We start from the raw sequence: 21,169 nt of genomic DNA on the forward strand, positions 1-21,169 counted from the left end.
ATATCGATGACACGAGTAGTGTACATCGACATTGATTCGCTACGTGCGGATCATGTTGGTGCGTACGGGTATTCGAAAGAAACGACTCCAAATATTGACGCGGTGGCGGCCGACGGTGTAACCTTCCAGCAGGCATACGTCGCCAATTCACCTTGTATGCCGTCTCGTGCGGGCCTCATCTCGGGACGCTACGGTATCCACAACGGCGTCGAAACCCACGGAACGCAGTCGCAGTCCCTCCGAACGCCCGCACGGGAAATAGAGTGGGCAGGCACGTGGGGAGACCACACTGACGCTCATCCATGGTGGACTCTGCCGGAACTCTTTTTCAAGAACGGAGTGACCACTACGGCCGTATCGTCGTTCCCCCGTCATCCCGCACACTGGTTTTATCACGTCTGGGATGAGTTCCACCACCCGAAAGAACCGGATGGCCCGAACGAATCCTTTCAGACACCCCGCGGAGAAGTCGTTGCAGAGACAGCAAACGAAGTACTGGACAGAGTGGGCGACGACGAGTTCTTCCTCTATATCCAGATGTGGGATCCACATGGGCCGTATAACCGCTCCGAAGCACAAATTGAGGAGTTCCGTAACGGTAACTTCCAGGAGTACCCGACGGCTGAACAGATTGCCGAGCACCAGGAGTGGGATGCGTGGCGGTCCGCATCGCACATGAATATCGCAGACAGGGACGACCTTGAAGAACTGCTCGCCCACTATGACGCGGAGATTCGCTACGCAGACAAGCAAGTCGGCCAAGTGGTAGAGACGCTCAAGCAGGCGGGCCTCTACGACGAGACGTTCATCGTCGTGACGGCCGACCACGGCGAAGAGTTCGGCGAACACGGTGTGTATCGAGAACACTGGAGTACTCACGACGGGACTCAACGTGTTCCGCTGATCGTTAAGCCGCCAGCGTCAACCTCGTTTTCTACAGGGCCTCGAACCCAACTTGCAACGAACGTTGATATGCCGCCGACACTCGCCGACTTTGCGGATCTCGATCCACCAGAGAACTGGCAGGGGCGATCGCTTCTCCCCGCTATCGAGAATCCGAAGATCGACTGGCGCTCCGAAATTGTCGTCGACCACGGTCTCTACACGGCGCAACGAGCGATAAGAACGGACCAATGGAAACTCATCTGGACGTTCCACAGCGGTATGTGGGAGACCGTTGTCCCAAAAGTGCAACTCTACAATATGGACAATGACCCATGGGAGCAACAAGACGTATCGCAGTCACACCGGACCGTCGTTTCGGAGTTGAAGGAGCGGATGTCTGAGTGGGCGGAGACACACGCCGGGACGACCGGCGACACGCTCAAAGCAGTAGCACGAGACGGACCGGCAGGAACAATCGCCTTCGGTGACGATTTCGAGGGAGTATGAGAACGGTTATTCAGACTCCCATGGCGGATTCGAGTAGAGACTCTCCGCACTCCGTCTGAGCGAGAACGCAGTTATCGCACCAGGAGACATCGTCGAAATGGTTGCGACCGCGTTTGCCGCTGCGAGTATATCACGAACCGATTTCGCATCGTGCAGAAGCGACGCGATGACGCCCGCGGTGAAAGCGTCAACCGCACCGATGGGATACACTGGATCGACATCATACCCGTCGTGATGCGCGTCTCCTGTAAGGGGGCCATCGATAATCGTCCCATACGCTGATATGGAATCCAAAGAGAGGAAGACTGAATCGGGTCCGTATTGGACGAGTTCGTCAGCGAGGGTCTCCGGTGTGCTCGTCTCGAATCCGATTGGTTCGAAATCGGCTGGCGTCGCAATCACCACGTCAGTCAGTTTCAGTGCGTCGCCGATATCCTGCGCGAGCTCTTCCGTTCGATTCCAGAGCTGCGGGCGCGTGTTTGGATTGAACGACACCTGACAGCCAGCTTGCTGTGCTCGATCCATTAGTGAGAGGATAGCTGTCCGGCTCGGTTCGGTTGCTAGCAGGACCCCGGTAACATGGAGCCACTGAAGAGATTCGAGGACATCGACGGGGACCAGATCTGGTTCGAGACGTGTATCAGCCGTCTCGTGACGATAGAACGTGAAATCGAGTGCGTCGGATTTTTGACGCTCGACGAACGCCAGTGATGTCATCGCCTCGGCATCCGCTTCGACGAAGTCGGTCGGGATACCGTGTTCGTCGAGCGTCTCACGGAGGAATGCTCCGAACGGGTCCGTCCCAATTCGCGTGCGTAAGAACGGAGTTTCTCCGAGATGATGGAGACCAATCACCGAGTTAACCGCGGATCCACCGGCTCGGCGAGCGAAGTTCTCGACGTGTTTCGTCGGTCCGGCCTCGTCTGGGAGGAAGTCCACGCCCGCTTCGCCGACCACCATGATATTACCCTTCATGCTCTTGTGGAGTACACCCTCTAATGTAATTGTTTAGATTCAGTCGATCTGGTCAATGTCGTCGTCTTCCGTCGCGGCGACAATAGTAATCTCGGTGGCCTCGTAGTCCTCGTCAGTTGAATTCCAGCCGCCGACGGTGACGACGCCAGCATTGACCTTCGAGTCGTCCTCAACAGGATCCAATACCAGATAGGCCCGATCGTCGTCCTCCGAGTGGTAATAATCGAGCAGTTGGCCCGCGAAGGACACCTGTTCTCGTCTCTCCGTGTCTACGCCGTCCACCACGATGAATACAACTTCCATCGATTCTTCGGCCACGATATCTTCTATCGCCGCAATGCTATCACGAATTCGCATGAAAGAAAGCGGAAGCGAAGGTAGTTCCCGCGAATAAACTGGCATCGCATTCTCCCACAGTAACTCGTCAATGAATCGGTCAAGGAAGAGCGCGAGTTGTTTCGTTGTTATGTAGAATCCTTGTGAGTCGGTGCTCGGGTTACCGACGTAATCGACCCAGAAGAAGGCCCTCGAACGGTCGGCACAGACTACGATCGGTTCCTCCGTTTTTACCATACGAACCTCGCGAGCGATGTCTTGAAACGACTGGAGCGCAGTCGAATCACCGACTAGCAAGTCCTCTGGGACGTTGGAGACAATGAGTTTCGAATTGATTTCGTCCCCAATATTTCTGAGTTCAGATTTGTACTTCGTGACGAGTTCGAAAGGCAGGACGACAGAAACGGTCACGTCAGCTGAGCTAATCACCTGGCGGATGTACTTCTCAATGGTGGCATCGTTGCGAAACATGGCGATGCCGGTCTCAATCGAGGCATCGCGTTCGTGTATCTCTTCGAGTTCTCCGACCGCAGAATCGATCTGTGATTGAGTCTGTCCGAGCGTCTCAGCCGGGTCAACCGCGTATGCTTGCTTGGGGGATTCGTCGATGATTTCGATGAGATTCTCGTCTCGGAGCGTGTTCGTAATATCGTATACTCTCTGTCTGGGTACGTCACTCGTCTCTGCGATCTCCGACATCGTCTGTTTCCCGTTGCGAATAAGAGAGAGATAAACATCCGCTTCGTAGGTAGAGAGACCGAAATTATCGATGAGAACGTTCCGGAGCGATTTTTGATCGTGTACCATACCCAATTACACACTCTCGATGAAAGTAAGCGTGGCGGGCTAAACTCTAGTAACTCCTCCCTCGAAATTGTACCAGTAACAACCGTACGTTTGTGATAGTTTAGAAGTGTCTCGACCGCGACGGATTGTAACCACGGCTATGACAAAAAACCATCGGTGCACTCTAATCTAATATGCGTACATATGTTATAGTTTAGATGGATCTCGACCGCATCTGATTGTAACCACGGCTATGACAAAAAACCATCGGCAGTAAAGACCTGGAAGCAAGAACTGTCTAAAATGGTGGCAATAAAATCCTTGATGCGCCAGTATTATATACTGACAGAATTATTTTCGTCTGTGAATCGATGTGAAGAGACTACCACACTCTCAACCCCCTGCTACGGTGAGGTGTGAATTTGATCGCTCGTAGTCTCATGCGCACGAAGAGACCGCTAAATACCAATCGCTAATCAAACCTCAACATATGAGTAATGAACAACTGCTAGATGCTTCGGAGAACTCGCTCGACGACCGTTTTGGCATTCAGCCAGCTAACCATGATGGGTTCGAAACGGGTGATTTTCGAAACTTTTCACCAGTCTACCTTGGAACTGACACCGAGTGGATTCGTCCATCGATGACCGTCACCGAGAACAAGCCTATTGATGGCGACTACTCGCTTCATTGTTCAGCTGGTGACGGCCATCACCGATGGCTGTTAGTCAGTAACGCTTTCTCTCTACAGTCACCATTCGTCGCCTCAGCGAAATTCCGCCTCTCCTCACTTCCCGAGGAAGTAACGGTTGGACTGGGCGTGTTCGAAACTGGCGAAGAGAGCCTCGTGATTACAGGGACACGCGATTCCGTCGAATTATACACTGAGGGGCTGGACGCAGATTCGACAAAGACCCTCCAAGCGGAACTAGTCGATGATGAAGTCTATGAATTCGAGCTCGCACTTACTGAGGGCGAAGCCGTCGGGAAGCTGCGCCGGGACGAAACCGGAGAACTCCTCGCCCTCTTCAACACTGACACCACGATAGCACCGACAGCGCTCGGACTGTACGTCGACTTCCCTCCTGGTGCTGATACGGAAGCGGTCTTCGATTGTGTCTCGGTAGACACCGATACTTACCGTGTTCCAAGCAACCAGTGGGTCCGCTCACCGAGATTCGTAACTCTCCCCAGACAGCCCGATCTCGACCAAGATCAAGGGAATTGGGTCGGCGCTCACTCGATAATAGACGAGAGAGAGCGCTCACTTCTCTGGTATCGAATCAGAAATAACAACGGACGAGGGGCAGGCTACGGACTCGCTGCAAGTTCGGACGGGCTGAACTGGGAGCGAGTCACCAATACACCGGTGCTCACGAAATCAGACGAGTTCGTCAGTAACGAGGGGATAACTGTACTCTCAATCGATGGCACTTATCGCGCGTGGTACGCCGTAGACGATGGCGAGACCTGGCACGTTGTCTACGCGACGAGTGAAGATGGTATTCACTGGGAGAACCACGGTGTCGTTGTGGAGGGATACTGTAAGGACCCCATCGTTCTCTACAAGGAGGGCACGTACTATATGTACGCTATCGCACCGACCACTCACTCGTTCTCGGTGTATACCTCTGCCGACGGTTTGGACTGGGAGCGTCAGAATACCATGGAATTAGCATCACACCGCCATCCCGGTGCGTATTACGTGGAGGAGACCGAGCAATTTTGGCTGTACGCGTTTGCCGAAGAGGGTCTTGACGAAGGGGACCGGTTTGCACAGGAGGAACTGACCAATGACTCTCCAAGCCGTGTCTCGATAGCGTCCTCAACCGATGGTATCCACTTTGACGAATTTTCGACGACATGGCGGGACCCAGCACTCGGACTTGACGACCGTCCCGCTGGCGGCATCGATTATGGACGGTTTCCAACGGACGCGCATGGCCATCTCGCTCACGATGATCGCGTGCTGATGTATTATCAAGCTCGGCACAACTACGATAACAACCGACCGGGTTGGCAGATGGCGGGAGACGGACGCATCGTCTTGGCTGGTCGGTTCCGTGGCTTCTACGACGGTATAACGACAACAGTCTCTCCTTCCGGGACGAAGGCGTATCACTCGTTTCCACACCCAGCGACGCCACTCAGCAAGGTAAAACTGGAAACCGATACTGAGGCCATTATTACGCTTCAACAATCGTCAGAGCCGGAGACGCTGTTATCTGGTAACTTGCTACTGACTGAGACTGGTGAGATCACTCTAGTCATTACAGATCGTGTCCGAGAGGCAAGCTACGAATTGTCAGTAAACGGCGACCGGGCAGCAGAATCGAACGCCGACGAAGCGGGAACAGTTAGGCTCACCACGCGGGTTGATACGACTGAGAAAGTCGACGTGTCCGTGCAGCGTCTCGACAAAAATTAGGAAGCTTCACCGAACGAACCACCTGCCATTGTCCGGAGACCGAAACTTTCTCCTTGCTGGTATGGGATTGTAACACACAAAGATGAAACAATATGCAGATCCAGATTGGCTTCAAGAAGAGATAGGTGAACTACTAAATTTTTACTATCCGGCCTGCGTCGATACCACACACGGCGGCTTTATCGCGCAGTTAGATGAAACGACCGGTGAGATATACGACGAAACGTCGAAACACCTCGTTTCAACATGTCGACTCACATTGAACTTCGCTCACGGCGCGAGGTTGGGTAGCCGGGATTGGTGCTACCAGCAGGCAGAACGTGGTGTAGCGTTTCTCCACGACGAACACTACGATGCAGCTCTGGAAGGATACGACTGGCTATTAGATGGAACCAACATTATCAATAAAGCACGTAGTTGCTACGGTCATGCATTCGTCCTACTTACGTTCGCACGAGCAACCGGAATCGGTGTCGAAAACGCTGAAGACTACTTACGTGAGGTATACGACATTATCGATGATCGGTTCTGGGAACCTGGACACCGACTCTGTGCGTCCGAATTCGCACCGGATTGGTCATCGGCATCGGAGTACCGGGGACAGAATGCGAATATGCACATGTGCGAAGCGATGCTAGCTGCCTACCAAGAAACTGGTGAGGGACGTTATCTCAACCGAGCGTCCAAAATCGCGGAGTCAATCACTGTCCGCTTGGCAGAAGAGACAGATGGACGCCTCTGGGAGCATTATACATGCAAATGGGAGCATGATTTCGAGTACAACCGTGACAAGACGACTGATACGTTTCGGCCGTATGGCTATCAGCCCGGCCATCACCTCGAATGGGCGAAATTACTGGCTGAACTCGACCGAATGGCAAATTCAGCGTGGTTCCTCTCTCGTGCCAAAGAGCTGTTCCAGTACGCCGTTGAGTCCGGGTGGGACACAACATATGGCGGCTTCTACTACACACTTGACCAATCAGATACTCCACTTGCCACAGACAAGTACCGGTGGCCAGTAGCAGAAGGAATTGGGGCCGCTGCCGCCCTTTATGAGCGTACCGGGCAAGGCCGATACCGAGAACGATACATCGACTTCTGGGAATATGCGGAAGAAAACTTGATTACAAATCGGCGGAACTGGCGCTTGAAATTAACGCGAGAAAATGAACCGTATCCTCCCTCAGACGGACCCGAAGTCGGTGTCGGCTACCATCCCATTGGCGCGTGCCTGGAAGGACTCCAAGCATTCGGAACCAACCGCTCGAATTCAGAAGACGATATCTACTGATTGATTCAGTTTGAGACTAAGCTCGCTGATAATCCCAGCATATGATAACATATATGTCGATTCAAGAGTTAAAGTCGTCTAGAACTCTGCCTATCTGACCAAGGATATTCAATAGCACTATATTTGCGGATAGTAAACTATATCGTTATAAAGATAGAGAAAATAATAAATGATTTTCCAACCACTATAAGTAGAGATATCGAGACGATAGTTGCTAAGATACTGTATCTATTACGGCTCTGTTGAAATCCTCAGAAAGTGATATGTTCAGCTCCGATTGCGGTCAATACAGGGTAGTAGTCTATCGACGCTTCAGTAGCACAGAAATGAGCATAAGCGCCGCAAAGACGATTGCGAAGCCCATCACTCCGACTCCGAAAACGTAGTATGGGTTCGTAAAATCGGGACTGTTGAGGAACAGAAAGAGGCTGAAACTCGACCCCATCAAGACAATCACCACAGACTGAATACTCGGATTATACCAGTCTTCAAGCGAATCCCGAACAGTCCCATACATGTCAGAGTAATAACTTCTATGCCGTATAGCGTTTGCGGTCGGTGAAAATCCGATAAGTTCGCACTCTTCAGCAATCAGACGTTTTAGGCGATAATATGTCTGAAGAATGGGGTTTCAACATAGCCGTTCAGCTTTTTCATTCATGGACCACCAAAGGCAAAATAGCAGAAATCAGAGTTCAGGCTACAGCCGTCGGTCGATACTGGGTGCTTCTGCAAGTAGCATTGTAGGGGCCATCAGTCTCATGGCGATACGCTCTCCTGTTACCGGACAACAGAATGACAACCTCTCCATCGTATTCGAGGAACAGGAATCAGATGGGCAGACAGTCGTTATTTCCTCTGTCTCGACCGATGAGGATGCCGAACTCGAAATCAAGTCGGGTGAGACCGGAGAGCAACAGGAACACTATGGCAGGAGGGCCCTTCCGGCTGGGACGAATGAATCAAATCTCACTGTAGAGTTAGAACTCCCTATTACGGAAACCCAAATAATCGAAGTGGGGCTGATAAGCACGGAATCAGATTCTGTGGTTCGGGATCAGGCAGAGGTCGTCATTTCCGAAAACCAGGAAAACTCCAGTGTTACCTTCGTCGAGGCCGATTCCAGTGCAGGTTTCAACTATCCATACTACCTCTACACTCCAGATACAATTAGAGAGGGTGAGGTTCCCATTCTTGTCGAACCGAACAATACTGGGGAACCGACGGACGATTTCGAGGAACACCGCGAAAGCGCCAAGGAATTCATCGAACAACAGGGGCTTCCCCACTATATCAGTGATGATCTCGGCGTTCCGCTATTGGTTCCCGTGTTCCCCCGACCGATGTCTGAGCCAGTTGATGCCCTCCACTACACCCACCAACTCGACCGAGATACGCTCCTGATCGAAGATGGGCCGCTCGAACGAATTGATCTCCAACTTCTTCGCATGGTTGAGGACGCGACGACACGCTTTGATAGCGTCGATAGCTCGGTGGAGAATCGGATTATGCTAAACGGCTTCTCTGCATCGGGGAATTTCGTCGATCGGTTCACCGTGCTGCACCCAGAGCAGATCCTCTCTGTCACGGCTGGAGGGTTAAATGGGATGACTCTTCTTCCCCTCTCAGAAATCAACGGCCACACCCTAAACTATCATATCGGTGTTGCCGATCTGGACACGATTATCGGGAAGTCCGTCAATCTGGATGCACTTGACGAAGTGAATCAATTCCTGTACATGGGGGCTGAAGACAGTAACGATACAATCCCCTATGACGATGCCTGGACGAGCCAAGAGATGCGCGAGACTGCCTTGGCGGTCTATGGTGACGATATGATCGAAGAGCGCTTCCCATTCTCCCAGCAGGCGTACGAGACGGCAGGTGTGGATGCTCAGTTCAAAATCTATGCCGACGCAGGCCACAGTCCCCATCCAGCGAGGGATGATATCATTGAGTTCCATCGCCGGAGTGTCCAAGGTGAGGATGTGAGCAGTTTTGGGAGCGATCTCTCGTCATGGGAGGGTAGTACGAGTGATGAAAGTGACTCAGGTGGGTCGATGGATACCAACCAAGTCCGCGATGACGGTTCTGAGAGCGATCCGTTTGGGTTCGTTGAGGGACTCGGAATCGGGTTCGCGGCCGGCGCCGTCACGACCGGGATCGCGTGTTTCTCGTATCTGAAAGGCCGGCTCCATACTGACTCGGAGTGAGGGAAACGAGTCGGGATTGGATCGAGCACAGCGACAGTCCCCCTCTCTGGTCGAGAATTTCGTCACGCTCTCTTCACCGACAGTATCGTCTCTGACTGGAAGAGGGCTGCCGGCGGCAATGTCTTTGGCCGTTGGATAGGGTGACGACAACGAGGACTGTGTCTCTACGCGAGAGCCAGTGTTCCGGCGTAAGGGTGGTGTGGATGGGCGGAAACATCCGGATGTCTCCGAGTTAATTGGTGGTGAGCAGATAGCGTGATCACGCCCGTTGTGACGACGGGATCTGCTGCCAGCGGGTTGCGTGCGTTACGAACACATGCAACGTTGCTGTAACGACCGGAGCGCTCCCGCTTGCTGTAGCTAGCAGACAGCAATGCCGGCAGCGGCAGGGCATGTGCCACTGCGTCCAACAGCGTCAGTTCTGCATCGATTCCGTCCTCAGCTGGTGTTCGTCACGGCCTCAGTCCCCAGCCCCCGTCACAACGGGCGTGACACCGCCGGTGGTGGCTTTCCCGCCAGTCCCGTCCAGCAGGTCTAAGCCGAGATAGCGTTTCTCGAGGAGTCGTTCGGCAGTCTCTCGCTGTAGTGCCAAGATGTCCGTCGGCTCTTGGCTTCGGCTGACCTGCCGTGTCTTCTCCACGAGGTCACTCCCACCGAGTTTTCGGAGCTTCTCCCAGACACGTTTGACCGTCTGTCGGTGGGGCTCCTTCCCGAGTTCCGCTGTCAGGGCCATGGTGAGGTCCTCACGGGTAAAGAACACGCCAGAGCCGTCGGTCCGTTCAGTCGCGAACTCTTTCCAGCGCTTCGCGATTCTGATCGCTCGATACGTGTTCTGGCGGTTCGATTGCTCGACGAACAGCTCCTTGATCTTGGTCTCGCGACAGTTCGCGAAGAAGTCCAGCGGTGAACTGCTGGGTTCGACCCCCGCTGGCAACGATTCGGCGTCTTCCTGGTGGTCGGGGTCAGCCGTTGCCTGCTCGACTTTTGCGGTCGCACTCCGGGCAATGTCGCGTGTCTCCTCGTGGTCGTCTTCGAGCTCTTCGAGGCGTGCATGGTTGGTCGCCGCCTCCCCGACGGCCGTCGTTGCGACGTCGTGGGTCGCCTCCTGTTGGACTTCGAGTTCATCGACGCGGTCTTGCAGCCGGTCGATAGTCGCCACAAGCCCCTCGAGCACACTCGAAAGAAGAGGTGACACCTCGCCCTCGAGTTGCTCAAGCAGGGGGATGATCGTCTCTACGTCTGGCTCATCTTGTCCGATGTCCATGCCGAGTTGCTCGGCGAGTTCGGCGTCGCGGTCGTCGGCGTCGGTGCCGTTATCGGCTGTCGTGGTTCGTGGCATTGTGACCACAGTGCCCGCCCCGGAATCGAACCGGGCATCCCGACCACGGTACGGGCTACTGACGTTGAACAGCGCTGCCGCTCTCGGCAGCAGCGTGAGCGGCTCGTGGCCGCCGTGATCAGTTCACTGCTGTCGGTGGCCGACAGCCCTGAATCCCGGGACCGCCACGGTAGCGGAACTCCTCTACAGAGAGAGTGAGCGTGGGGACGTCTGCACGACGGACGGCCGCCGTGAGTCGTCGTCGGCGTCGTCGGTCACCGATGGATGCTGCGAGTCTGAGGACCGTTTCCTCGGCGAGGTCTGCGAGGCGTGTCCCGGTGACAGTCTCAGCCGTTTCGTCGGTCACACAGACGAGGAGCCACGGTTCTGACTCGTCGGTGTGGAGAACGACGACTTCACCCACCTCTGGGAGAGTTGCGGTCATCGGCGCCTCCGCGACTGCAGTGCCTCGGCCGGACAGACCGTTACCATATCCTGGGCGTGGCGATACAGGACGCTTCGACCCTGGTCGGTCAGCCGATAGGCGTTCGTTCGCTCGTCGATCGGGTCGGGTGTAAGCAGGCCCTCTTCCGCCAGTTGGTTCAGGTTCTGGTACAGACGGCTGTGGTTGATCGGGTCGGCGTAGCGGTCGTCGAGGTAGTCTTTGAGAGCGAGGCCGTATGGTTCGTCGTCGACGGCCGCGCTGGCCTCCAGCAGATCGCGCTGGAAGCCCGTGAGGTCGTAGTAGGTGGTCATAGGTGCTTGCTGGTGGTTGGTGAGCGTGCGTTGGCGAGCGATGCTTCTCGGTGTGGGTGGGAGCTCTGGTCGGTCATCGGTTGGTGCGCCGCCGTTGTTCTGGGCGGTGCCTATCCCTTGCTTCGGAGTGCGGGGTATTAGTTCTTGCCCCGTAGCAATAGTTGTAGTTAGTACGACTAATACCGGAGGCGAGTGAAACGGTGTCAAAGTGACAGATAAGCCGGGCCCGGATCCAACTGCTGACAGGAAATCTATCCTCGAGGCATTGGCTTTAGCGTATTCACCGGTACTTGGCACTAGTGACATTGCTGAGCGAACTGGTGTAAGTCGGCAAGCAGTGGATCAGCGGCTACGCCGGATGACAGAAGACGGACTTGTAGATACCCGAAAAATTGGACGTGCTAGGGTTTGGTGGATAACAAACGAGGGTCGGGCCTATCTTGATCCAGTAACTGATTCGGGTAACCAGTAGACAACAGCGCTACTCCCGACCTTCATTCGGTCAATTGTCCCTTGTTCGTTCAATTTATTGAGGCGCTGTCTTGCTCTCTCCGTCGAAAGACAAACTGCTTCTGCAATATCTCCTGTAGTCACGAATGGGGGGTCAGCTGATCGGACGGTCTCAATAATCTCTTCGTCAGTTACCTTGGGATCAGGGCCACGGGTGGACATATTCTGTATTGCTAACTATGTTGCTATGGAGCAATAGATTTTTGGTTGTCCGGGACAACAGTATGAGCAGGAACGCATGCGTAGCTGGTCGGTTTCTTACGAAATCGTCCCGGTGCCAGAACACCGAGACGCATGGTTCCTGGGAGAACCAATGGTAACTACACGAGTCTACCCACAAGAACGCATCGCCCACGAAGAACTATCCCAGCACTCGTTTTCCGGGACCGTCGATCAAATCCGCTACCGGAAGCGGCAAGAATTCCCAACCATCGTTGAAGTTGCTGAACCGGCGAGAATTGAACTTGTCGGGACTGTAGTTTCGACGCTTAGCCAGTGGTGTGAATACGCGCACGAGGGCCGTGGCTACCGCAATCAAGCAAACATCGACCATGCGCTCGTCCAGGACTCTATCCGGGGTGTTCCGACGTGAGCTGTACCGTCGAGCAGCGCAAACAGGTTCGACGTGCTGCACGGGCTATTCGAGACTGTGCACCTGCCATTGCCGTCGACATCGTCGCGCCGAATGCGAGTCAGTACGACGCGTGGACCCTCGATGCCGTGTTACGGGGACCAGACGGTGTGCCGCCAGCGGTTTTGCGTGAGCTGGCGCTTGCCGGGTTGACCTTGCGGCCGACGCCGTCGCAGGCAGGGTTCCAGCATGTGACTGCGACGGCGTAGTCCAGAGATATTTAACCAACATACGGGCGGGGACTGCAGACAGTTGGTTAACTAGCTGAGCGAGAAACACATACTTTCTGCGGAGAAAATATTGCGTATGAATTGGTTGCCTTTTCAGCGAACTGTGTAATCGACTCCCTTTTCACCGGCGCCGATATAATATGTGGGAATTTGAATCATTCATGAGTTCGTCTGAAACCGAGATTTCCATGTACTCACTCGAGCCGAACGACTGCTTCAATCCCTCATGGGTTCGTCTGAAACGCTATCCGCTCCGCGATTGCCGAGCGTGACACGCTGCTTCAATCCCTCATGGGTTCGTCTGAAACGGTATGTCGACGCTGACGGCGACTATAAGACCGTCGCTTCAATCCCTCATGGGTTCGTCTGAAACTATGTCAGAAGAACCTAACCATAGTGTCACAATCGACGCTTCAATCCCTCATGGGTTCGTCTGAAACGACGGATCCCACCAGATCGTGGAGCACCCACGGGCGCTTCAATCCCTCATGGGTTCGTCTGAAACGAGGCGCTCGTCCGTGCCCTCGAGGCCAAATCACAGCTTCAATCCCTCATGGGTTCGTCTGAAACTACCCTGCCGTTCGTGCTTCGAAGGGACGTAGATACAGTTCTGATAGTCGGATAGCTGAGGTGCAGTTCCCAACTCGGGGTAACACTCTCTGATTTGCGAGTGCGCAATCGTGATGTCTTCGAGACGAATATTCAGGAACTCACCTACCCTCATCCCGAGCTTGAGTAGCCAGATCAAAAAGAGCCGCTCCCGGATATTCGTACAGCCATGGATGATCTCAGAGATGTCGCTCTCTGTCAGGTGTGGATAGTCCTTCTCATCCGTATCGTCGGCAAGATTCATCTCTCGTTTGGCGATGTTGAACGGGTTGTAATCCGAAGGGTGTGGGAATGCGTAATAGTCCTGCCACCATTCGTAGACTCGGCCGAGATTGTCTCGCTTCTGTTCAATCGTATTCGTCGAGTTCTCCCGTTCGTTTTGGAGGTGAGCCGCAAACCCCTTGATATGCTTCTCGTTGGGGCACGCGGGGTGTCGACCCTCGTTGGACATGAAGGCTCTCCACTGATCGAACGTGTGACGGTAGTTCTTTAGCGTCGACTCAGAGGGATTCTTCGGGAGTAAAAACCCGTTCGACATAGGCTTGGAAAAGATCAACGTCGATATCTGCAAAGTCAGCCTCGTACTGACACAGCGGATCAGTTTGTCGACCGAAAGCTTCTGCAACTTCGCCGAGGTTCTGATTATGACTCACCATGTCTAGTTTGGTTCAACGGCGATTCTCCAGGGTACTCGTATTCCCTGCCTGTCAGCAACACCCTGCACATTGTCAATTTCCTCGGGCATGCAAAAGCGTCGGCGAGATCGTGGATCCGGCCCGCAACAGATATTCAACAGTAATAGCCAGATGACTAGTGAGATGATGGCAATTCTTATTGTCTAATCCCCCTCCGGTCAGAACCTGGCCATTGTACTAATTAACTGAAGGTCGCAGACTCTTTCGCAGTCAACTGGAGATTCTCGGCAATAAGCACAAGATCATCGTCTTGATTACTAATCTCGATTTGTAACGTGAGAATTCCCCAGTCGTCATCCTGTTCTGAAGCGTCAACGATTTCGATAGTCCCAGAAATCGTATCGCCGACATACACTGGATTAAGAAATCTAACCTTGTTGAATCCATAATTTACACCGAATCCGGCGTCTCTACTGATTGTGTCAACCACGAAACCATCCACGATACCCATGATGAGGACACCGTGAGCAACGATTCCATCGATAAGTGGATGCTCAGCAGCGTATTCCGCATTGACATGGTTAGGATGAGAGCCGTCTGTTGCACCGTTGAACATGCGTATGTCAGAGTGGGTAATCGATCTTCCCGCCGTCTGGAACTGCTGACCGACTTCGAAATCCTCGTATGTCTTTGTTTCCGCGAGATACTCGCTGAGTGAATCGTAATCTTGGAATGACTTACGTGCCATAGTATCCTGCCTTCGTCCCGGATATTAAACCTAATCGTCCACCACGTCCTCAGCCGCCGTTATTTCTGAGATAGTTTCGATTAATTTTCTCTACACTAATCTTTTCGAACTGATCCATGAACCGTATTCTCACTGACAAACGGGTGAGGAACGCATTCGGTGGGCTCACCCCTGGAGCGGAGACCCTACATTAACAGATTAGAGGATTAATGATCCTTTTGCCAGGCTGCTATTAGGGCTTATCAGTACAGCCAAAATCGTCGAATGCTGGCCCGCAACCAGAACCATCGTTACAAAGTTAAATAACGCACTAACGCGGAGGGAACGTTCCTTGAATTTTCTACGCGCTATTGAGCACCTGCTCATCAGCAATGTACATCCTTAAATCTCAGTCAGGATTGGTTGCTTTATCTCCCTCGCCCCGTAAAAACTGAATTGCAGTACGGAACTCACAAAGCCGACATAAACTTCAATTGGGAGACAATAGATCCTGGGTTAATGAGGGACGATAGTAAGGAGATCGCCGAATTCGACACCAATCGATTTCATCAAAGGCGTAAACATATCGGGTCGCCAGTCGAAATTATTGAACCGAGTCCTTATCGAAGCTTCAATCAGGTATACTTCGTCGCGCGCTGGCGTATATAGATTTTCGTACTTTAATAAGATGTCAATGGTGAGAATGAAGTCCCCCCGGAGACACTCACCTAAACTACTGATCTACCTCGGTATAGAAATCTGCATGGGAGAAACAGATTAACTCATGTAATGGGTTAGAAGATGTGAAGAAGATCCAGTTGTGGTGATTTCTATTAAATAATGTATCCTCCCAACAGTGAGAATTCTAGTTATATTCGGTTATTGGCTAAGTTCCTCAGTTCCGGAAGATTATTGCTCATAATGGACTGAGCTGCAAATTTCCGAGATCGGTTGACTAAGGCTTATTATACCTGCGAATACTGCATTACTTATGGCATTGCCATTGGAGGATGTAACAGTTGCTGACTTCACGAAGATGATGCAAGGTGGCTGGGCAACTCAAAAACTCGCGGACATGGGTGCCGAAGTCATCAAGATTGAACAGCCTGGCGGCGAATTCAACCGATCCCATACAGTAGGAGGCGATCTGTATCAGGGAGTTGGGCCTTTCTTTCTCGCGATGAATCGCAATAAACGTAGTATCGAACTCAATTTAAAGAATGATGAGGGGCTTGAAGTCGCGCAGAGAATAATCAAGAACGCAGACGTCCTGATGGAGAATTTTCGTCCCGGTGTAATGGAGCGTCTCGGTCTGGGATTCGAACAAGTGAAGGAGATCAATACCGAGATTGTCTACGTCTCCGCATCTGGTTACGGAGCAGATGGACCCTATTCTGATCGTCCAGGTCAAGACCTTCTTGTTCAAGCATTATCAGGGCTTGCCAAGAAAACTGGCCGGAAAGATGATCCCCCGACTGCAGCTGGAACCTACATCGGTGATGAACTCTCCGCAACTAATCTCGCCCTCCATACCGTCATTGCGCTCTATCATAAAAAAATGACTGGTGAGGGACAAAAGGTCGAAGTTAATCTATTTGACACGATGGTTGATGCTCAGTGTCAAGAAATAACAGCTACACTTAATCTCGAAAGGGAATTTAGTCGGAGCGAGGAAAACGTCTCACACCCGACTGAATCTGCCCCATATGGAATCTATGAAACAGAAGATGGTCACATAGCGATCGCGATTGCCCCCCTTGAGGAATTAGGCGATTCGCTTGGGATTGAGGAATTAGCAGAGTATGCATCTGGTGATCTGGCTTATGACAGCCGTGATGAGATATTTCGGATTATTGAGTCACATACTCGTGAAAATAAGACCGAGGATTTGCTGGAACAGTTACTTGAAGACGATCACTGGGTAGCTAAGGTTCAAAATTATTCAGACCTCTCTGAGGATCCTCAGATAGAGCACAATGATATGCTTGTGGATGTTGAGCATCCCGAGGTTGGAACGTATAAAACGACGGGGATTCCCGCAAAGTTCTCTGAAACACCTGGAGAAATTCGCTCACCTCCTCCACAAGTTGGGGAGCATACGGAAACGATCTTAAGCGAACTTGGGTATGATGACGAAGATATAGGCCATCTAAATGATATCGGTGCAATAGGCGATCTGAAAGAATAGGGGAGCATCAGTATGGACCTCATGTCTTGAAAACAACGGCTCAAAGCCGCTTCTACACAGGTCCTTTAAACATGGTGGAATATTATGAAAATAGATCCACCCTCCCAGTTGCTTTACCGCAATCTACTTACTAACTCTTATCGTATCTCCTAACAATGGTCTGGTCCGTCCCAGTAGACGGAAATACGTACGAAGAAGCACAAAGTCAATTCAGATGGCAGTTCCCATCTGATTTCAACGCTGCCAATGATCTGGTCCGAAAGCACGACAACCTCGATAAGAAAGCGCTCTACGAAAAGTCAACCAACGGAGAGAAGACTTCGTATTCTTTCAGAGACATTGACAGCTTATCCGACGACTTAGCATTCGCAATTGAGGGGCTTGGTCTTGGCCAAGGTGATAGAATTGCCATCGCAGGTTCACAAAGATCCGAAACTCTTGCAACACATCTAGCTGCTTGGAAGATGGGAGCAATTTCCGTTCCCCTATCTTGTATGTTTGGAGCGGAGGGTATCCGATATAGGCTGAACGATAGCGGCTCAAGAGTAGTCATCGCTGAGAGTGAAATGGTGCCTTCTATTCGTGCGATTAGTAGCAAGTGCAAAAATTTAGAACATATTATCTCTATCGGTGGGAACGAAAGCAACGAAGAACCAACATTCGAATCCTTCGTTGAATCCGAGAGCGCAAGATATGAAATCAAGCAAACCGATCACGAGACACCTGCAATAATCATCTACACGAGTGGGACGACTGGTGACCCCAAGGGAGTCCTTCATACTCACGGAATATGGGCTGGTTCAGTGCCTGCTTTTTATATGTATTTTGACGGAATGCCATCAGAAGATGATGTTTTCTGGACTCCTTCAGATTGGGCTTGGATTGGATCACTCGGCAATGTAATTTTTCCACCGTGGCACTTCGGTTGTCCAGTCGTAGGGGCGACGTTGGAGAAATTCAGCCCTAAGGAAGCCCATGCGATTATGGCTGAGTTTGATGTCACTAAGACATTCCTGCCCCCTACTGCCCTTCGTATGATGAAGGAACAATCTTTTGAAACGGCAAGTCTCTCTCTTGAAGCTATACTTTCTGGGAGTGAAGTTCTAACATCTGATGTCAGCGAGTGGGTTAGCGAATCGATGGAGGGCGTTCACCTAAACCAGGTCTATGGCCAGACCGAGGCTCATTCCATTATTGCAACCTCTCAAATGTGGTTTGATTATCGGGCTAACAAACTCGGAAAAAGTGTTGTCGGTCACGACGTCGCAATTGTTAACGATGAAGGAAATACTCTTGCTCCTGGCTCGGTGGGTGAGATCGCAGTGAAATTTGAAGACGACCCTGTGGTGGCATCTGAGTATTGGGGGCGACCAGAACTCCTCGATGAAACCCATATGAACGGATGGCACTTGACAGGAGATCTCGGGATGATTGACGAAGACGGATACATCGAGTTCAGATCGCGCAAAGATGACTTGATCATAAGCAGTGGTTATAGCATAAATCCCCTCGAGATTGAACAAATCTTAGCAGAACACCCGTCAGTAGAACAAGCAGGAGTGATTGGTGTCCCAGATGAGCTACGCGGCCAGCTGATCAAGGCTTTCATAAAACCGAAAGAGAAAGTCAAACCTTCCACAAAGTTAAAAACCGAACTCAAAGAACTTGTACGTGAAGAAGTAGCTCTATACGCATACCCACGTGAAATAACATTTACAGATCAGTTCCCTACATCTGCTTCAGGGAAGCTTGATCGTAGTAAGCTATCGAGCCTCGATAACTAAATCACTACACAACTCATTAGGGCATGAGCGACCGCCCACCATCAATTTGCAGAATTATTCCCGTTATCCAGTTTGACATCGGTGAGCCCAAGAAGAGTGCCGCCTCGGCAATGTCTTCAGGGACACCAGTCCGGCCAAGTGGGGTATAGTCTTCTGGAAATTCCCTAAGATCCTCTGTCATGGGCGTACGAACCAGTGACGGAGCGATGACGTTGGCATATACTCCATAGGAAGACCCGTATCCTGCTATATCCTTCATAAATCCGTGAAGTCCCCCTTTGGACGCCGCATATGCCGTGTTTTGACCGGATTTTCCCGTCTCTCCAACAATCGATCCAATAGCGACGATCTTCCCGTAGCCATTGGCGGCCAAATCGTCAAAGAATCTATCAACCAAGAGAAAAGAACCGGTTAAATTGATGCCAATAATTCGGTTCCAATCGTCTAAGGTTGTTTTTTCAAATGGGAGTTCCGGCGAGACACCGTGAGCCATCACCAAAATATCTATCTTATCCGAAAAGTTGTGTGATGCTTCATGAAGCAAATCAATATCTGCTGGATCAGTAACATCACACGCAACGGACTCGCATGCCTGCCCACGGCTTTCTACAAGCTCTACGACGTTAGATAGTCGATCTGAGTCTATATCTGTGGCGATCACGTCAGCTCCTTCGCGGGCAAACGATTGGCAGATTTTATTTCCAATTCCACCACCAGCACCCGTCACAACAGCCGTTTGCCCGTGCAGATCGGGTGGACCGCTTGAATTTCCGTTCATGTGTTCTCCACTTGATTAAATAATAGCCATGCTACAGCGTACTCTATCAGTTTCACAATAGAGAGAATGAGCAGATCAATATTAAATATGTGGATTAGTGTCAATCGAAAATCAAGGCTGGGTCAGGAGTACTATTGGCTAGCAAGACATTGAAGATCAAGCATAGACAGCTTCCTCATTGAGTACTAGTCGTCGATAACGATTATTCGAAGATCATTAACGTTTGTTCCAGTCGGCCCCGTTTTTATGAGAGAATTAGATTTCTCAAGAAATGTGTATGCGTCATTATTTTGGAGTGCGTTGTGACCATCATTCTCAGCATTCGCGGTGGTTTCAGAATCGACAATTGCGCCTGCGGCATCACTCGCACCATCAATACCATCAGTATCCACGCTTGCAACAACGATATCTTCAATGTCAAGTTCCAGTGAACTTGCAAGTGCAAATTCTTGATTCGGACCGCCTTTTCCATCTCCAGTAATCGTCACCGTGGTTTCTCCGCCAGAAACCAACACGGCTGGTGGTAAAAAGGGATTTCCCGTGTTATGGATCTCTTCAGCAATACCGACATGTGTCTTCGCGGCTTCACGTGCTTCACCGCGAATACGAGACGAAAGGATGTACGAATCAAATCCCTGGTCAACTGCAGTGGCACGTGCAGCCAGCAAAGTCGTCATTCCATCCGCGAGTACGTGCATAAATACGTTTTCGAAGACATTATCGTCAGAAGTTGGCGTCTCTGGGAGTTTGCCCCGAACTCCTTGTTGTAAATGACTTTGAACGGGATCCGGGACATCAAGGCGATACCGCGAAGCAATTTTTCTTGCATCATCGTATGTCGTTCTATCTGGCGACAAGGGGCCGCTGGCAATGATGCTGAGATCATCCCCCACGACATCGCTAAATACAAGTCCCACAACAGTGGCGGGTGAGGCAATCTTGGCGAGCCTGCCGCCTTTTATCTGTGAAAGGTGCTTTCTAACTGTGTTGATTTCGTGTATCGATGCACCACTGGCGAGGAGTTCAGCTGTGGTCGCACGGATTTCCTCGAGTGTGAGAGGCTCTGTGGGTGCAGAAAGGAGAGCGCTCCCTCCACCTCCGATGAATGCTAGAACAAGGGTACTTTCCTTACTCTTCTCAGCGGAGGTTATCACTTCACGTGTTCCCTCTATATTTTTCGTAGTTGGAATAGGGTGGTCACCCTCAATGACGCGAATTTTCGAAGTGTCAGCGGCTCCATCGGTGACAACTACCCCCCTGGTGAGATCTTCACCAAGAAGTTTTTCTAAGACGGTAGCTGCTTCTCCTGCTGCATTCCCGCCCCCAAGTAATACGACTTCATCGTAGTCTGCAAGATTGTACTGTGTTCCATTGATGGTAAGAATTCCATCTTTGAGCGTAATTGTCCGTTCAAGAACAGACTTTGGGTGTGCTGCTTCGATTCCTGCCTCAAGAGAAGCGAGAGCTATCTCATGGGCTGCCGTGGACGCTAAACTGTCTCTGTCCCTGATCACATTTTAAAGGACAGCCGAGTTATTAATAGCTCTTTATCTATCCATGTGCCATACTCTCTATGAAT

General features: G+C 51.6%; 17 protein-coding genes, 1 pseudogene and 1 CRISPR repeat array. Of the genes and pseudogenes, 8 read left to right on the top strand and 10 right to left on the bottom strand.

The window, feature by feature from the left end:
• Nucleotides 1-6: 6 nt before the first annotated feature.
• Nucleotides 7-1,392 carry a sulfatase family protein gene (locus tag NJQ44_RS18215; protein ID WP_254274629.1) on the top strand — a complete coding sequence of 462 codons (1,386 nt, stop codon included), beginning with the start codon at nt 7-9 and terminating at the stop codon, nt 1,390-1,392.
• 6 nt (nt 1,393-1,398) lie between these two features.
• Here the strand turns inward: NJQ44_RS18215 and NJQ44_RS18220 are convergent, their stop codons facing one another.
• On the bottom strand, nt 1,399-2,367 hold the full coding sequence (locus tag NJQ44_RS18220; RefSeq protein WP_254274630.1) for a carbohydrate kinase family protein: 969 nt from the start codon (nt 2,365-2,367) through the stop codon (nt 1,399-1,401).
• Nucleotides 2,368-2,406: 39 nt separating this feature from the next.
• A complete protein-coding gene (locus tag NJQ44_RS18225; RefSeq protein ID WP_254274631.1) occupies nt 2,407-3,510 on the bottom strand; it encodes a TrmB family transcriptional regulator in 1,104 nt (367 codons plus the stop codon).
• A gap of 469 nt (nt 3,511-3,979) precedes the next feature.
• Here NJQ44_RS18225 and NJQ44_RS18230 point away from each other — a divergent pair, with 469 nt between their 5' ends.
• The 3 genes from NJQ44_RS18230 to NJQ44_RS18240 all read left to right on the top strand — a co-directional run bounded on the left by NJQ44_RS18230 (nt 3,980) and on the right by NJQ44_RS18240 (nt 9,424).
• On the top strand, nt 3,980-5,917 hold the full coding sequence (locus NJQ44_RS18230; protein ID WP_254274632.1) for a glycoside hydrolase family protein: 1,938 nt from the start codon (nt 3,980-3,982) through the stop codon (nt 5,915-5,917).
• Between the two features lie 82 nt (nt 5,918-5,999).
• On the top strand, nt 6,000-7,211 hold the full coding sequence (locus tag NJQ44_RS18235) for an AGE family epimerase/isomerase (RefSeq protein ID WP_254274633.1): 1,212 nt from the start codon (nt 6,000-6,002) through the stop codon (nt 7,209-7,211).
• 659 nt (nt 7,212-7,870) lie between these two features.
• Nucleotides 7,871-9,424, top strand: coding sequence for a hypothetical protein (locus NJQ44_RS18240; RefSeq protein ID WP_254274634.1), 1,554 nt, complete (start codon nt 7,871-7,873; stop codon nt 9,422-9,424).
• 460 nt (nt 9,425-9,884) lie between these two features.
• On the opposite strand, the gene NJQ44_RS18245 is transcribed toward NJQ44_RS18240, so the two are convergent.
• The 3 genes from NJQ44_RS18245 to NJQ44_RS18255 all read right to left on the bottom strand — a co-directional run bounded on the left by NJQ44_RS18245 (nt 9,885) and on the right by NJQ44_RS18255 (nt 11,498).
• Nucleotides 9,885-10,763, bottom strand: a complete 879-nt coding sequence (locus NJQ44_RS18245) for a hypothetical protein (RefSeq protein ID WP_254274635.1) — start codon at nt 10,761-10,763, stop codon at nt 9,885-9,887.
• 118 nt (nt 10,764-10,881) lie between these two features.
• Entirely contained in the window at nt 10,882-11,187 is a 306-nt protein-coding gene (locus NJQ44_RS18250) for a hypothetical protein (RefSeq protein WP_254274636.1), read from the bottom strand.
• A complete protein-coding gene (locus tag NJQ44_RS18255; protein ID WP_254274637.1) occupies nt 11,184-11,498 on the bottom strand; it encodes a PadR family transcriptional regulator in 315 nt (104 codons plus the stop codon). Before NJQ44_RS18255 ends, NJQ44_RS18250 begins: the two co-directional genes overlap by 4 nt.
• A gap of 208 nt (nt 11,499-11,706) precedes the next feature.
• Here NJQ44_RS18255 and NJQ44_RS18260 point away from each other — a divergent pair, with 208 nt between their 5' ends.
• Nucleotides 11,707-11,970: a winged helix-turn-helix domain-containing protein gene (locus NJQ44_RS18260; protein ID WP_254274638.1), complete on the top strand. Its 264-nt coding sequence runs from the start codon at nt 11,707-11,709 to the stop codon at nt 11,968-11,970.
• On the opposite strand, the gene NJQ44_RS19575 is transcribed toward NJQ44_RS18260, so the two are convergent.
• Complete coding sequence (locus tag NJQ44_RS19575) at nt 11,934-12,170, bottom strand: FaeA/PapI family transcriptional regulator (RefSeq protein ID WP_431357803.1); 237 nt, start codon at nt 12,168-12,170, stop codon at nt 11,934-11,936. The genes NJQ44_RS18260 and NJQ44_RS19575 overlap by 37 nt on opposite strands.
• A gap of 426 nt (nt 12,171-12,596) precedes the next feature.
• Between NJQ44_RS19575 and NJQ44_RS18265 the strand changes: the two genes are divergently transcribed.
• On the top strand, nt 12,597-12,848 hold the full coding sequence (locus tag NJQ44_RS18265) for a hypothetical protein (protein WP_254274639.1): 252 nt from the start codon (nt 12,597-12,599) through the stop codon (nt 12,846-12,848).
• Between the two features lie 169 nt (nt 12,849-13,017).
• Nucleotides 13,018-13,439: a CRISPR direct-repeat array (repeat unit 30 nt; unit sequence GCTTCAATCCCTCATGGGTTCGTCTGAAAC).
• A gap of 361 nt (nt 13,440-13,800) precedes the next feature.
• Here NJQ44_RS18265 and NJQ44_RS19580 read toward each other — a convergent pair.
• Nucleotides 13,801-14,016 (bottom strand): annotated as a pseudogene (locus NJQ44_RS19580) (phage integrase N-terminal SAM-like domain-containing protein); the annotation flags it as partial.
• Nucleotides 14,017-14,354: 338 nt separating this feature from the next.
• Complete coding sequence (locus NJQ44_RS18270) at nt 14,355-14,861, bottom strand: MaoC family dehydratase (protein WP_254274640.1); 507 nt, start codon at nt 14,859-14,861, stop codon at nt 14,355-14,357.
• Between the two features lie 970 nt (nt 14,862-15,831).
• Between NJQ44_RS18270 and NJQ44_RS18275 the strand changes: the two genes are divergently transcribed.
• On the top strand, nt 15,832-17,028 hold the full coding sequence (locus tag NJQ44_RS18275; protein WP_254274641.1) for a CaiB/BaiF CoA transferase family protein: 1,197 nt from the start codon (nt 15,832-15,834) through the stop codon (nt 17,026-17,028).
• Nucleotides 17,029-17,183: 155 nt separating this feature from the next.
• Nucleotides 17,184-18,812 (top strand): AMP-binding protein, encoded by a 1,629-nt coding sequence (locus NJQ44_RS18280; protein WP_254274642.1) that lies wholly within the window; start codon nt 17,184-17,186, stop codon nt 18,810-18,812.
• Nucleotides 18,813-18,828: 16 nt separating this feature from the next.
• Here the strand turns inward: NJQ44_RS18280 and NJQ44_RS18285 are convergent, their stop codons facing one another.
• Nucleotides 18,829-19,590, bottom strand: a complete 762-nt coding sequence (locus NJQ44_RS18285) for an SDR family NAD(P)-dependent oxidoreductase (protein WP_254274643.1) — start codon at nt 19,588-19,590, stop codon at nt 18,829-18,831.
• Between the two features lie 185 nt (nt 19,591-19,775).
• Nucleotides 19,776-21,104 (bottom strand): glycerate kinase type-2 family protein, encoded by a 1,329-nt coding sequence (locus NJQ44_RS18290; RefSeq protein WP_254274644.1) that lies wholly within the window; start codon nt 21,102-21,104, stop codon nt 19,776-19,778.
• Between the last annotated feature and the right edge of the window lie 65 nt (nt 21,105-21,169).

It is taken from the genome of Haloarcula marina, from assembly GCF_024218775.1.
Classification (GTDB): domain Archaea; phylum Halobacteriota; class Halobacteria; order Halobacteriales; family Haloarculaceae; genus Haloarcula; species Haloarcula marina.